This window comes from Streptosporangium sandarakinum (genome assembly GCF_013409935.1).
Taxonomy (GTDB): Bacteria; Actinomycetota; Actinomycetes; order Streptosporangiales; family Streptosporangiaceae; genus Streptosporangium; species Streptosporangium nondiastaticum.
This window is the reverse complement of the sequence record NZ_JACCCO010000003.1, coordinates 41,010-55,394: the sequence shown is the minus strand read 5'-3', so window position 1 is coordinate 55,394 and position 14,385 is coordinate 41,010. Positions and strand designations below refer to the sequence as shown.

The 14,385-nt window shown below is 71.1% G+C and carries 8 protein-coding genes and 1 pseudogene; 3 read left to right on the top strand and 6 right to left on the bottom strand.

Annotated elements, in window-relative coordinates; genetic code table 11:
- Positions 1–167 precede the first annotated feature (167 nt).
- The 3 genes and pseudogenes from HDA43_RS26850 to HDA43_RS26840 form a co-directional block, all read right to left on the bottom strand.
- Positions 168–1,781 (bottom strand): annotated as a pseudogene (locus HDA43_RS26850) (TlrC/CarA/OleB/SrmB family ABC-F type ribosomal protection protein); the annotation flags it as partial.
- 637 nt (positions 1,782–2,418) lie between these two features.
- Positions 2,419–3,159, bottom strand: a complete 741-nt coding sequence (locus HDA43_RS26845) for a GNAT family N-acetyltransferase (protein WP_179826623.1) — start codon at positions 3,157–3,159, stop codon at positions 2,419–2,421.
- A gap of 531 nt (positions 3,160–3,690) precedes the next feature.
- Complete coding sequence (locus tag HDA43_RS26840) at positions 3,691–5,232, bottom strand: GMC family oxidoreductase (RefSeq protein ID WP_179826621.1); 1,542 nt, start codon at positions 5,230–5,232, stop codon at positions 3,691–3,693.
- 176 nt (positions 5,233–5,408) lie between these two features.
- Between HDA43_RS26840 and HDA43_RS26835 the strand changes: the two genes are divergently transcribed.
- The 3 genes from HDA43_RS26835 (at position 5,409) to HDA43_RS26825 (ending at position 10,626) form a co-directional block, all read left to right on the top strand.
- Positions 5,409–6,944: a long-chain-fatty-acid--CoA ligase gene (locus HDA43_RS26835; RefSeq protein ID WP_179826619.1), complete on the top strand. Its 1,536-nt coding sequence runs from the start codon at positions 5,409–5,411 to the stop codon at positions 6,942–6,944.
- Positions 6,945–7,337: 393 nt separating this feature from the next.
- On the top strand, positions 7,338–9,152 hold the full coding sequence (locus HDA43_RS26830; RefSeq protein ID WP_179826617.1) for a hypothetical protein: 1,815 nt from the start codon (positions 7,338–7,340) through the stop codon (positions 9,150–9,152).
- Entirely contained in the window at positions 9,145–10,626 is a 1,482-nt protein-coding gene (locus tag HDA43_RS26825; protein WP_179826616.1) for an ABC transporter substrate-binding protein, read from the top strand. Before HDA43_RS26830 ends, HDA43_RS26825 begins: the two co-directional genes overlap by 8 nt.
- A 31-nt stretch (positions 10,627–10,657) precedes the next feature.
- Here HDA43_RS26825 and HDA43_RS26820 read toward each other — a convergent pair whose 3' ends face one another.
- The 3 genes from HDA43_RS26820 to HDA43_RS26810 all read right to left on the bottom strand — a co-directional run bounded on the left by HDA43_RS26820 (position 10,658) and on the right by HDA43_RS26810 (position 14,384).
- On the bottom strand, positions 10,658–11,917 hold the full coding sequence (locus HDA43_RS26820) for an SAM-dependent methyltransferase (protein ID WP_179826614.1): 1,260 nt from the start codon (positions 11,915–11,917) through the stop codon (positions 10,658–10,660).
- 11 nt (positions 11,918–11,928) lie between these two features.
- The gene (locus HDA43_RS26815) at positions 11,929–13,287 is read right to left on the bottom strand and encodes an FAD-binding oxidoreductase (protein WP_179828700.1); all 1,359 of its coding nucleotides are present in this window, start codon (positions 13,285–13,287) and stop codon (positions 11,929–11,931) included.
- 110 nt (positions 13,288–13,397) lie between these two features.
- Positions 13,398–14,384 (bottom strand): NAD(P)-dependent oxidoreductase, encoded by a 987-nt coding sequence (locus HDA43_RS26810; protein ID WP_179826612.1) that lies wholly within the window; start codon positions 14,382–14,384, stop codon positions 13,398–13,400.
- Position 14,385: the final 1 nt, after the last annotated feature.

Sequence of the window (14,385 nt, the reverse complement as noted above, 5' to 3'; positions counted from 1 at the left end):
GAGAGCGCAGGGCCGGGCGCCGTAGTCGGTCACGTCGAGCTCAGCCTGCCCCCGCTCCCTGACGTGACCTTGTGTTCCGCCACGGCGCCTCCCCCTGTCCGACTCGCGTGGCAGGCTCGCGATACGTCCGGGAATTCCCGCCGAGTGCCCGGGGCCGGTGAGCGCCGACGTCCCTCGGCCAGTTCGAGGCGGGTGCCGGTGAACGTGGCCCGCAGACGCCGATCGTGCGTGACCACGACCAGCGCGCCCTGGTAGGACGCCAGAGCCTCCTCCAGTTGCTCCACGAGCATCGGTGACAGGTGGTTGGTCGGCTCATCGAGCAGGATCAGGTCCACGGGCTCGCTCACCAGCCGTGCCAGCTCGACCCGGCGCCGCTGCCCGTGAGACAGCTCCCCGAGGCGCAGCCCCAGGTCGGACGGCCGGAACAGGCCCAAGGCGAGCAACGCATCCGCGTGCTCATCCGGGCTTCCGGGACGCCCGTGCGCGTAGGCCTGCAGCACGGTCCGGTTCGCCACGCCGGTCGGCCCGTCCTGCCGGAAGAACCCGACCCGGCCGGCCCGTCGTACCTCGCCCGCATCCGGTCGCAGCTCTCCGGCGAGCACCCGCATCAGAGTGGTCTTGCCCGCTCCGTTCGGGCCGGTGACGAGCAGCCGCTCACCGGCGTGGATGGTGAGGGATTCCAAGCAGAGCCGTCCCGCCACCACCACGCCGTCGAGCGTGGCCACTTCGTCCCCGGCGGCGCCCGCAGTGGCGGGGATGGTGGTGAAGCGCAGCGGCTCGAGCGGCGGCACCGCCGGGTGCTCGGTGAGCCACCGCAACCGCTGCTGGGACTGCCGGATGCGGCCGGCGGCCCCGTGGGTGCGTGAACGCGCCCGCCAGGTACCGGTGCCCATCCCCGCCTTGGCCGCCTTACGCGGGATCGCGGCCAGCCGGCCCGCATTGGCCGCCACCAGCGTGGCATGCCGGTCCAGCTCCGTCTTCCATTCCTCGTGAGCCCGTGCCTGAGCGGCGCGTTCGGCGGTCTTGGCGGCGAGGTATCCGGCATACCCGTCGCCGTAGCGGCGCACCTGCCCGTCGGCCACCTCGAGGATGGCGGTGGTCACCCGATCCAGGAACATCCGGTCGTGCGTGATCGCCACGACCGTGCCCCGGTGGGCGAGCAGGCGCTGTTCGAGCCAGGCCGTGGCCTGATCGTCCAGGTCATTGGTCGGCTCGTCGAGCAGCAGCAGTTCGGGAGCGGACGCCAGCGTGGCGGCCAGGGCGAGCCTGGAGCGTTCGCCGCCGGAGAGCGTGCCCAGTGGGCGGCTCCGGTCGAGCCCGGGCAGCCCGAGCCCGTGCAGTGCGACCTCTACGCGGACGTCGGCCTCGTAACCGCCCCGCGCCTCGAACTCGGCCACAAGTTCCGCGTAGGCACGCATCGCCGCGGGCTCCTCCTTGCCCGCCGCGCCGAGCGAGCGTTCGGCCGCCCGCATCCGGGCTTCGAGCCCACGCAGCTCGGCAAGTGCCAGGTCAACGGCATCGGCGACGGTGGCGTGCGACGGTAGCGCGAGCGACTGCGGCAGGTATCCGACGCCGCCGGGTGCGACGACCACGAGCTCGCCGTTGTCCGGACGTTCGGCATCCGCCATGAGCTTGAGCAGTGTGGACTTGCCCGATCCGTTGTCGCCGATCACTCCGAGCCGCTCGCCGGGCTTGACGGTGAGCGACACCCGGTCCAGAACGACGCGGGTGCCGTAGCGCTTGGTGATCTGATTGAGTGCCAGTTGGGCGGGGGTGCGCAGAGTGCCCCACCTCCTCTTGTCAGCGCGGACGGAACATGACTGCGTACCTGGTCGGCCTTCGCGAGCCTCGTACGGTTCGACTCGGGAACCCGGGGCCGAGGTACTCCGGCCCGGCACTCCTTCACGAGGAGGGAGCCGGCGTTCTCGGCCCGCATATCGACCAGCCGGATTCGACGCTCCGGTGATGAACCGTTCGCCGGTGGTCATCAGCGATCTCCCCACTTTTAAGACGAGACGGTTCGTCTCGATAGAGAGGAGTATGGAGGCACATCGCTTCTTAGTCAAGACGAACCGGTCCGTCTCGATTGATGCCACGGTTCCGGACGTGTCCGACACCGGTGAACCGAACCCCGTACAGCGCGGCGAGCGATCCCGGCGGGCCGCGCTGACGCCTCCGCAGGGGATGGCGCGCTACGGGCCTCGTCAACAGCGGATCGGCAGGAGCGAGCTTCCGGCCACGAGAATCCTCCCCCGCGAGCACCCCGGTCAGCGGACGCGGCTCGTTACGGGAAGGGAGGGGATGCCCTGCGAGGTGAAGCCGTTACGAGGAGAGGGTCTCCGGCCGCCTACGTGCCGACCGTCCTGAGTCCGCTTCCCTCAGTGGCAGGCCGCAAGGAGAGGAGCCGGGTCCGGGAGGTCAGGACCACCAGGTGGCCTGGGTGATCACGTCGAAGCCCAGGGAGTCGTAGAGCGGCTTGCCGGCGGTGGCCGCGGTCAGGGTGACGGGGAGGCCGGACAGCCGTTCCAGTACGGCGTGCATGAGCGCCCGCCCGACCCCGCGGGACCGGTGCTCGGGCAGGGTGGTCACCCAGTAGACGCCGCCGACCGCGCCGTCGAGGATCACCATGCAGGCGCCGGCGGGCACGCCGTCCCTGGTGATGAGAAAGAACTCGACGTCCCGCCGTTCCAGCATGGTCCGGGGGAAGACCTCGCCCGGATGCCATGGCAGGAAGCCGCTCAGCGGAAATCCGTGGGCCACGACCCGCTCCACGGTCTCCAGCAGATCCGGCGAATCCGCTCGGACGACCTCCATGGCGGATGACGAGGGGGACGTACCGCCGGCACTCCCCGGCGGAGCGGTGTCGCGGATCATGACGGGCAACCGGCGGGGGGTCAGGCCCAGGTCTCCCATGTCGACCGCGCCGAACTGGTCCTCGACGACCACCTTGCCGTCACGTCGGCTTCGGACCAGCTCCGTCAGCGCGGCGAGGTCGCCCTCATCCGGGTCCGGGCCGAGCAGCAGGATCCGCGTCCCGCCGCGTTCACTTCCCCTCACCCCGACGAAGCCGGGCCGCTGAACCAACTCGTTCCCACGGGCCTGCGCGAGCGCCGTCCAGAGGGCGGCGGCGTTCCGGTTGGCCAGGAGGAGGGGGCTCATACGTCCATCGGGAGCGACATCTGTCAGCGCACTGCTCATGCCCGCAACCCTAAGGGCCCACCGAATCCAGGCTCAGATCCAATACCGAACAAGCCGAAGGGAAGGGGCGGGGACCGTGGGCGGCCCGAAAGCGAGCGGCTACGGCGCCCGGCCCTGCGCTCTCCCCTGTCAGTGTGGCCGCAAGGCTACGGCGACCCGCCCCCGACCGGGAGCAAGGGTCGCTTCAGCGGCGGCGGGAACCATGGGCCGACGGAAAGGAAGAAGCTACGGCGAGCAGGCCGTACGAATCGGTCAGTCATGGCGCGGAGGTGGGTGGGTGTTCCGGCCGGCTTCAAAACGCCAGAAACCACCGCGCCCGAGGCCAGGCCGAAGGCCGGAAACCACTAGACAGCAACCACAACGCCGGCCGGAACACCCACCCACCGCAGCGCGCACCACCCACCAACCCGGCAACCACCGACCCGCCCAAACACAGGGAAACGCCCTCAAGTGGGAAAAGCCCCAGCCCCATCGGTTCCTGTCAGGGCGGACTCAGGCGGTGGCGATCAGGTCGGCGGCCCGTTCGGCGATCATGACGGTGGGGGCATGGGTGTGGCCCCGGTTGATGGTCGGCATGACCGAGGCGTCGGCGACCCGGAGGCCCGCCACGCCGCGGACCCGCAGCGACGGGTCCACCACCGACTCGTCGTCGGCCCCCATCCGGCAGGTGCCCACCGGATGGTAGAGGGTCTCGCCGCGTTCGCGGATCCAGCGAGCGAGTTCCTCGTCTGTCTCGGCGCCCCAGTAGGGGTCCATCGGCGGTCCGGCGTACGGCTTGAGCGCCACGGTGGCGAACAGCGCCTTGGCGGCGCGCAGCCCGGCCACCAGCCGCCTGACGTCGGCCGGAGCCGACAGGTAGGCGGGGTCGATCACCACGTCGCGGCCGTCGAGGCGGATCCGCCCCCGGCTCTCCGGCCGCAGCAGGATCGCGCCGATGGTCAGGCCGTGGCCCTTGGGACGGGTCAGGCCGTGGTCGACGAAGGGGACGGGGGCGAAGACCAACTCGATGTCCGGGGCGGGCTCGTCGGGTGAGGTCCGGATGAAGGCGACGGCCTCGCCGACGTTGGAGGTGAGCATGCCGCGTCGGGCGAGCAGGAAGCGCAGCAGGTTGCCGGTGGTCTCGGCACCGGTCAGGGTGATCGGCTCGGGGCAGTGCAGGATGATCGCCGACGCCAGGTGGTCATGGAGGTTGCGGCCGACCTGGGGCAGGTCGTGGACCGGCTCGATCCCCTGGGCGGACAGCTCGTCGGCGGCGCCCACGCCGGAGAGCATGAGCAGGTGGGGCGAGCCGATCACCCCGGCCGACAGGATCACCTCCCGGCGGGCCCGCGCCACCGCGCCGTCGCCGTACTCGACGCCGACGGCGCGGCCGTCCTCGATGAGGATGCGGCGGGCGGGGGCGGCGGTCAGGATCGTGAGGTTGGGGCGTTTCGCGGCGGGTCCGAGGTAGGCGTCGGCGGCGCTGCAGCGCCGGCCGCGGTCCTGCGTGACGGGGGTGGGGCAGCAGCCCTCGTTGGAGGGGCCGTTCAGCTCGGGGAGGCGCGCGATCCCCGTCTCCTCGCAGGCGCGCAGGAACGCGGCGGTGGCCGGATTGGGGCTGCGTAACTCGGAGACGACGATCGGGCCGTCGGTGCCGTACACGCCGCCGTGGTTGGAGCCGACGCGGCGTTCGGCCCGCCGGAAGTACGGCAGGACCTCGTCGTAGGTCCAGCCGGGCACGTCCCAGCCGTCGTAGTCGGCGCGGTGGCCGCGCACCCACATCTGCGCGTTCATCGAGGAGGAGCCGCCGAGCATCCGCCCGCGCGGCCAGTACAGCCGCCTGCCGGACATGCCCGGCTGGTCGACGGTGGAGAAGTCCCAGTCGCGGGAGGTCTTGAAGAGCTTGGGGAAGGCGACCGGAACCCGGACCTCGAAGGCGTCGTCCCGGCCGCCGGCCTCCAGGAGCGCCACGGTCACCGCCGGGTCGGCGGAGAGGCGGCCGGCCAGCACGCAGCCGGCGGATCCGGCCCCCACGATCACGTAGTCGTACATCATGCGCCAGCACCCTTCGGCATACGGACGGTGTCGGCTCGCTTCCCCCGTGTGAGCGGGCTCACATCTGCATACTCCTTCGTCGATTTCCCGTCAATTTGTGACCTCGCTTACCTACCGGCAGGTATCCCGAACTGCGAGTATGGGCGCGTCAGAAGCCTGTCCGGAGGAGGAAGCCCATGCTCAATCTGTCGATCGTGTTGGAGGACAGCGCCCGGCAGCAGCCCGATCGCACCGCTCTGGTCTTCGGCGATCTGCGGCTTCCATACTCCCTGGTCGACACCATCGCCAACCAGGTCGCCAACCTGCTGGTCTCCCGCGGGATCGGCCGGGGCGACAAGGTCGCGCTGGCCTGCCCGAACCTGCCCTACTTCCCGTTCGTGTACTACGGCATCCTCAAGGCCGGCGCGGTGGTCGTGCCGCTCAACGTGCTCCTGCAGTCGCGGGAGATCACCTACCACCTGGAGGACTCCGAGGCCAAGGCGCTGTTCTGCTTCGAGGGCACCCCGGAGCTGCCGCTGGGCGCGCGCGGCCGGGAGGGGTTCGAGGGGGCGGCGGGGGCCGAGCACTTCTTCGTGCTGCCGGCCGCCGCGTTCGCCACCGAGTCCGAGTACGGCGAGACCCTGTGGGCGGCGCTGGACGGTGTGTCGGGCGAGTTCGAGACCGTGCAGACCGCGCCGGACGACACAGCGGTGATCCTCTACACCAGCGGCACCACCGGCCAGCCGAAGGGCGCCGAGCTGAGCCACCAGAACATGGTGCTCAACGCCATGGTGTCGGACGAGATGTTCCCCCGGGGCGACGAGGGCGACGCGTTCCTGGCGGCGCTGCCGCTGTTCCACTCCTTCGGCCAGACCGTCGTGATGAACCTCGGGTTCCGGCGCCGCGGCACCGTCGTGCTCATGCCGCGCTTCGACCCGGGTGAGGCGCTGGCGCTGATGCGCGCGGAGAAGATCACCCTGTTCGCGGGCGTGCCGACCATGTACTGGGGCATGCTGACGAAGATCCACGCCGACGGCGACGAGGTGCCGACCGCGCTCCGGGCGGCGGTCGCGGGCGGCGCGTCCTCCCCGGCGGAGGTGCTCAGGGACTTCGAAGCCACTTTCGGCATCGGCATCCTGGAGGGCTACGGCCTGTCGGAGACCTCTCCGGTGGCCTGCTTCAACCAGCCGGGCCGGCCGACCAAGCCCGGAACGATCGGCACGCCGATCTGGGGCGTGGACATGAAGCTGGTCGACGCCGACTGGAAGACGATCGAGGGCGAGGGCCCCGGGGAGATCGTGATCCGCGGCCACAACGTGATGAAGGGCTACTACAACCGGCCCGAGGCGACCGCCGAGGCGATGCGGGACGGCTGGTTCCGCACCGGCGACATCGCCGTCCGCGACTCCGACGGCTACTACTCGATCATCGACCGCGCCAAGGACATGATCATCCGGGGTGGTTTCAACGTCTACCCGCGTGAGCTGGAGGAGGTGCTGATGACGCACCCGGCGGTCTCCCTCGCCGCGGTGGTCGGGGTGCCGCACGAGTCGCACGGCGAGGAGATCAAGGCGTACATCATCCGCACGCCCGGCGCGGCCGTCACCGAGCCGGAGCTGTCGGAGTGGTGCAAGGAGAACATGGCGGCCTACAAGTATCCGCGGATCATCGAGTTCCGCGACTCCCTGCCGATGACCGCCACCGGGAAGATCCTCAAGCGTGAGCTCCGGTAGCCCGGCCGCCGTCCCACAGAAACCGAAACCGCCAGCCATATCCGACTGTGAAAGCATTTCTCGGAAATGTGGGTTATGCTGAAAACAGAACGCCATCGGGGGGCGTGACGGTTTTTATCGTGGGCCCCGACGCAGTCGGCCGGAGAACTCCGGAGGCGGGCAGACATGGCGAGCAGCGAGTTGACGGCCTCCTGCGAGCGGCTGATCGGCGAGTGCCTCGACCGTGAGAACGGGCCGGGAATCGGTGAGCTGCCCGTCATCGTGCTTCTCGGCCCGCGTGGGAGCGGGCGGACAACCATCCTGAAGGAGGTCGCGGAAAACGCCGCGGCCTCCTTTTCATTGCCTTTCCTTCATTTCGACTGCGCCCGGCAACCCGGCATGCGGCCATGGGAAATGGCGGCGCAGATCGCCAAGTGCGTCATGGGTGATCGGTGGCCGCAGTTCTCCCCCGTCAAACTGCCGCGGGTGGTGCTGGGAAACCTGGTGCTCTCCCTGGATCCCGAACTGGAGCCGGAGGAGGCGGAGCGCAAGCTCTACGACCTCATCCGCGGCCGGCGCGGGATCCCGGACAACGCCAGGACCCTTCAGGAGATCTTCGACCTGCTCGGCGGTGTCCTGCCGGTGCCGCCGGTCGGCTCGGTGGTCGCCGGGCTGATCGACCGGGTGGCGCGGGGGCGGCGGCTGGTGGAGCTCCTGGAGCGCAGGGCCATGGACTGGTACCGCGACCGCCTCGGCTCCGGTGGCGCGCTGGGCCTGCTTCGGGCGGGCGAGACCGAGGACGGGTTCCCGCTGGCCGCGCAGATCGTCTGCGAGGCGCTTCTGGAGGACCTGCGGGAGGGCTGGTCGCGCGGATGGCGGCCGCGCAACTGCCTGCTGCTGCTGGACGACGTCGACACCCCCTGCGGACGGGACTTCCTGCGGGCGCTGACGGCCGCCAGGGCTCACCGGGCCGACCTGCCGGAGCCGCGGGGGCATGACCCGCTCCTGGTGGTCGCCGCCTCGCGGACATGGCCCGCCCTCGGTCCGCACTGGAACCTGCCGGGGACGCCCGAGTACCTGACGGCCGGCGGCACCCGGTATCCCCCGCAGGCCCGGCGGGCGAGCCACGGCGACTGGCTCGCCGGCCGCGCGCCGAGCAGGCGGGACCGCTGGTGGTACCCCGTGCTGCTGCCCGATCTCAGCCGCGCCGAGGTGGCGCGGATGCGGGAGACGACCCGGCAGCGGCCCGGCCCGAGCCACGCCGGGTTCGTGTACGCGCTGACCGGCGGGTATCCGCCGGCGGTCGAGCACCTGCTGGCGGCCATGGCCGACCGGGAGCGCGGCTGGGACGCCCGGCAGGAGAACGACGGCTGGACGGAGCAGGCGCTGCGCGCCCTGCCGTCCCTCGACTGGAGGAGTCATCCCAGGCACCCCTTCCGGGACTTCTCCCACGACCTGGACGACCTGGCCGCGAGTTCCGCCGCGGCCAACCTGGCGGACGCCGAGGACGCCGGTCTCCTGTCCCGCCCGTGGCGTTCGGTGCTGGAGGAGCTCGACGAGCGCATGTGGCTGCGCACCGATCCGGCGCAGGACATGGCCCCGGTGTTCCACCCCTGGCTCCGGCGGCTGCTGCTCCTGGAGCTCTCCCGCCGCCGGCGCCGCGGGAGACCGCTGTGGGACATCGCCCACGAGAGCCTGGAGAACCTGTACGGCTCCCCCCGCGAGGGGCCGCGTGACGGGCTGGCCATGGTCATGTACCACCGGCTCGCCCGCGTCGGCACGGAGCCCGCCGGCCTGGAGCGCCTACGGGAGGTGGTGGAACTCCTCGACGGCCGGTTCAACCGGATCGACATGGCCGAATGGGTCAGGCAGTACAACTGGATCACCTCGGCGCCGAACCGGCTCCCCACCGGCGTACCGCTGGACGACCTGTACGGCGAGCTGAACCGGGAGCCCGGGGAACCGGCCGGCGGCACGGGCGGAGAGGAGACGGCCGGGACGGACGCCGGCCCCCGGCGGGACCGGCCGGCCGGAACGGACCGGGCCACCGTCGTGCGCGGCCTGGTGATCGACCGCTGGTTCCTGTCCGATCCCGCGACGGATCCGCTGCGCGACAGGCGCCAGAGCGTCAAGGAAGGACTGAAGCTGCTCGCCCGGTACGCCGCCACGGGCCGCGCGGTCCTGGTGAACGAGGCCCGCCGCTACGACCGGGAGGACGACGATGAGTGAACCACGACGCTCCGGCCGGGGCTTCAGCGGCAGGGCGCCCCTGTGGAAGGCACACCCCTTCTGGTTCTGGCTGCTGTGCGTGCTGCTGGTCTGCGCCCTCGTCGCCGTCCTGGTGGTCGTCCTGCGGCCGCGCCCCACGGTCACCGACGGGTCGGGGAGGTATCCGGAGAACCTCTCCTCCGTCGCGGAGCTGATCCGCCGGGAGAACGAGTGGGTGCGCGCGCAGGCCGCGCCGTACGTGAGCATCGCGGCGATGCTGCCGCTGGACCCGGCCGCGGGCCCGGCGAGCACGCAGAGCGCCGAGAGCGTCCGGCACGCCGTGCAGGGGGCCTACCTCGCCCAGTACTGGAGCAACCACAATGAGGGGAACGCGAGCGCGCCGAACGTGCAGCTGCTGCTCGCCGACACCTCCGGCGACGCGGACGCCTGGCGGACGACGGTGCGCGAGCTGAAGGAGAGCGCGACGGGCCCGGACCACCTGGTGGCGGTGACCGGTCTGGGCTCCAGCCTCGGCGGGACGAAGCGGGCGATCGACGAGCTGTCCGCCGCCGAGATCGCCCTGGTGGGCGCCGTCATCACCTCCGACGAGCTGTCCGGCAAGGCCACCCTGGTGCGGGTGGCGCCCTCCAACAACGCCGAGGCCCGGGCGCTCGCGCACTTCCTCGGCAGGCGCGGTTCCTTCACCGCGGTCATGGTGCAGGACGAGGACGAGGACGACTCCTACACCAGGACCCTGGCGAGGTCCTTCGCCGCGGCCTTCGGGGACGTCCTTCCCGCCGGGAAGGGGGCCCCTCGCCTGCTGGACGTCCCGCTCACCTACAACTCCGCGCTCGACGGGGCGGACACGGTGCTGGCGCAGATGACCGAACGGATCTGCAACAGCGGCGCCGGCGTGGTCTTCTTCGCCGGGCGCTGGGGGAACCTGCCCGCCTTCCTGCGGGCGCTGACACGCAGGACGTGCGTCGACCGGAAGCTCACCGTCGTGACCGGCGACGACGCGAGCAACCTCAACCGGTCCGGGCAGCAGATCTGGGACGACACCGGAGCCGGCCTGGAGGTCTACTACACGGCGCTGGCCCATCCCGCTTCCTGGAGCGCCGTCCCGGACGCCGTCCACCAGGTCGTCGCCAACCGCTTCAGGCAGGGGGCCGACAGCTTCCCCGCGCTGTTCCCCGGCGAGAGCCTCGACGACGGGCAGGCCATCATGCACCACGACGCGATGCTGACCGCCCTCACGGCGGTGGACGTCCTGGCCGCGCAGGGGATCACGCGGCCCTCGGCGAGCGCCGTCGCGAACATGCTGACGAGTTCCTCGCTGAGCGTTCCCGCCGCCAGCGGGTGGATCACCTTCGACCGGCTCGGCGAGCCCGTCGACAAGGCCATGCCCGTCGTACGGCTCCTGCCGGACGGCCGGGTCCGGTTCACCGAGCTGACCTCGGAGGCCGGCCGGCCGCCCGGGAGGCCCACCCGGTGAGGACCGGGCGGGCCTCCCGGGCGAGACCGGATCAGGGCCAGTCGAGGGCGGGGCGCAGCGGCACGCCGGACTTCCCCCGCGGGCCGAGCTTCACGCCGAGCACCTGGTGGAGCTGGACCTTGTTGCGCTCGAAGCCGACGATGCAGCCGGCCATGTACAGCCGCCAGACCCGGGCCGTGCCCCGGCCGACCTCGGCGACCGCCTCGTCCCAGTGCGCGTCGAGGTTGTCGCACCAGTGGCGGAGGGTCCTGGCGTAGTGCTCGCGGAGGTTCTCCTCGTGGTGGATCTCGAAGCCGGTGTCCTCCATCTGGCGGATGAGGTAGCCGACCGACTCCAGCTCCCCGTCGGGGAAGACGTAGCGGTTGATGAACCCGCCCCCGTTGAACGTCTTCTCGGTGCCGGTGGGCCGGGTGATGCAGTGGTTGAGGAGCCGGCCGCCGGGGAGGAGCTTGTCGTACAGGAAGCGGAAGTAGTTCGGCAGCTGGTCCTTGCCGATGTGCTCGGTGAGGCCGATGGAGCTGACCGCGTCGAAGCCGCTCTCGGTGACGTCGCGGTAGTCCATGTGGCGGACCTCGGCCAGTTCCTCCAGCCCGGCCTCGGCGATGGCCTTCTGCGCCCACTCGGCCTGCTGGCGCGAGAGGGTGACGCCCAGCGCCTTGACGCCGTACTCGCGGGCGGCGTGCATGACCATGCCGCCCCAGCCGCAGCCGACGTCCAGCAGCCGCATCCCGGGCTTGAGGCCCAGCTTTCGGGCGACGAGGTCGAACTTGGTGAACTGCGCCTCCTCCAGCGTGGCGTCCTCACGGGGGAACGTCGCGCAGGTGTAGGCCATGGAGGGGCCGAGCACCCACTCGTAGAAGGTGTTGGAGACGTCGTAGTGGTGGTGGATCGCCTGGGCGTCGCGCTCCTTGGCGTGCCTGCTGCCCATCTTGGCCAGCATGCTGCGGCGTACCTCCTGCGGGGGCGGGGGCACGCGCATCAGCAGGGGCTTGAGGCCCAGGGCGCGGACGGCGGCGATCTTCTCGCTCACCGGGATGTCGTCGAGCGTGATCGACCACATCCGCGACAGCAGCGAGTACATGTCCCCGTGCACGTCGATGTGGCCCGACACGTAGGCCCGCGCGAGGCCGAGTTCGCCCGGGGCCTGCGCCAGGTAGGCGACGGCGATGGGGGACCTGATGTCGATGGTGATGTCGGCGCTGGCGGGGCCGGCCTTGCTGCCGTCGTAGGCGGTGAGGCGGACGTTCGCCTCGGGCCCGACGACCTTTTCGAAGATCTCTGCGAGTTTCACAGAATCAACTCCTAACGCCCCCGTACACACTTGTCGTAGAGGTCGAGCAACCGGCCACCGGCATCGTATGCCCGCTTTACCGGCCAGTAGATAGGACCGTTATAAAACTTCCAGAACTCGTCCCGGTCGTAGAAAGACGTGGAGTACAGGGACTTGTGGCCGTCGAGCCGGTGGACCGCGTTCTCGATCATGCGGTTGTAGTAGCCGTCGAACTGGCCGCGGGGCAGCGGGACCGTGCCCCAGAACCCGAAGTTGACGTAGAGGCGGCCGGGCTCCAGCGGGTAGAGGGGCCACTCTTCGGACGACTTCAGCGGGCACATCCACACCGGGGTCATGCCGACCTTGTCGTGGAAGAACTCCAGGAACTCCGCGCCGCGTTCGACGGGCACCTCGATGTCCTGGATGACCGACTCCTGCACGGGCCGGCCGCGCCAGCGGTCCACCCGGGCGGTCAGGCCGTACCTGCGGTCCAGGCCGACGAGCTTGCGGTAGACGTCGGAGCGCATCCACTTGCGGGGCATCAGCGAGCGCACCAGCGCGCCCTGCACGCCGAAGGCCCGCGAGCACCAGAACCAGTCGGTGTCCCAGCGCCACAGGTAGTCGCGGACGGTCAGCCAGTCACGCGTCCGGGTCTGGATCGACCGGTAGTAGATGCGCATCCCGGTGTAGTCGGACAGGTAAGGCGCCTTCTCCGCGAACTGCCCCACGGTGATGTAGAGCTCGTTCGGCCCGAAGTAGGTGCCGTCCACGAAGTCGGCCCGCTCACCCTCGTACTGGCCGCTCTCGCAGATCTCCCGCATGGCGACCATGCACTTGTCGGCGTCGGCGAAGGGGATGTGGGTGAGCCGGACGTACGGCTGGACGGGCTTGAGCTTGATGCGGATCCGCAGGGCGTATCCGAGCGTGCCGTAGGAGTTGGGGAAGGCCCGGAACAGGTCGCGGTGCTCGTTGTCGTCGCGCGCCACGACGATCCGGCCGTCGCCGGTGAGGATCTCCAGCTCCTCCACCGACTCGTGCGGCAGCCCGTCGCGGAAGCTGGTGGACTCGATGCCGAGCCCGGTCACCGCGCCGCCCAGCGTGATCGTCTTCAGCTGCGGCACGACGTACGGCATGAGCCCGTGCGGGAGGGTGGCGTCCACCAGGTGCTCGTAGGTGGTCATGCCCTGCACCTCGGCCGTCATGGCCACCGGGTCGACCTCGATGACCCTGTCGAGGTCGCGGGCCGACAGTTTGGCCGCACGGGAGGAGTCGCGGAAGCGGAACAGGTTGGTCGTGGCCTTGGCCAGCCGGGGAGCCGCGTCCTCGGGAATCTCGGCGTAGGCCTGCCTGATCTGCTCGACGGCCCGGCGGTGCGCCGCCATCTCCGTCATCTGTTCCACAGGACATCCACCCCCGGAGCACTCATAGGAAGATCGCCTCTAGCACGGTATATCTCACCTGTCATCGGAGCCAGACGGGACACGTTAAACGCGCGGAAACTCTACGCCCGGCCCGTCCGGCGGCGGACAACCGCCCCCGTCCCATTGACCACATCGGTCACAGGGCGGCCGTCGAGGGCGGCGCCGAGGTTGTCCAGGACCCGCCGGACCAGCCGCCCGGTGACCTGGGCGGTCACCCCCGCCACGTGCGGGGACAGCAGCACCCGGGGGTGGCCGCGCAGCGGGTCGTCCGCGGGGAGCGGCTCGGTCTCGAACACGTCGAGCGCGGCGCCGCCCAGGTGCCCGGAGGACAGGGCGGAAAGCAGGGCCGCCCCGTCCACCACTCCCCCGCGGGCCGCGTTGACCAGCAGCGACCCGGCGGGCATCCGCAGCGGGTCGACCAGGCCCCGGGTCTCCTCCGTCAGCGCGACCACCACCACCAGCACGTCGGAGGAGGCGACCAGCTCCGGCAGCGGCCGGTGGGCGTAGGGGGCCTCACGGGGCCGCCGGGTCCAGTAGGACACCTCGCAGCCGTGCGCGGCGAACATCCGCGCGCACTCCTGGCCGATCGGGCCGAAGCCGACGATCCCGACGCGCGAGCCGTACAGTTCCCTGGGGCCGAGGTCGAGCTGCGGCCAGCCGCCGGCGCGGACCGCGGCGTCGGCCTCGGGCAGCCGCCGCGACAGCGAGAGCGCGGCGGCGAGGCACCACTCGGCCACCGCGACGGCGCTCACCCCGGCGGTGTTGGCCAGCGGCACGCCGGCCGCGGCCAGCGCGGCGAGGTCGTGGCCGTCCACTCCCACCGAGGGCTGCTGCACGAACGCCAGCCTCGGGGCGGCGCGGACGGCCTCGGCGTCGAGCGCGAGCCCGCCGCTCCAGTCGCCGACCACGATCTCGGCGCCGGCCAGCGCGGTGAGCAGGCCGGCGCGGTCGCGGCTCTCCGGGACCGACACCTCCACCCGGTCGCCGAGCGGGCCGAGCAGGCCGCGCAGCGCCTCGGCGGGCAGCGGCGGCAGCGCCAGCACCTTCCAGGGCGCCTCACCGGTCATG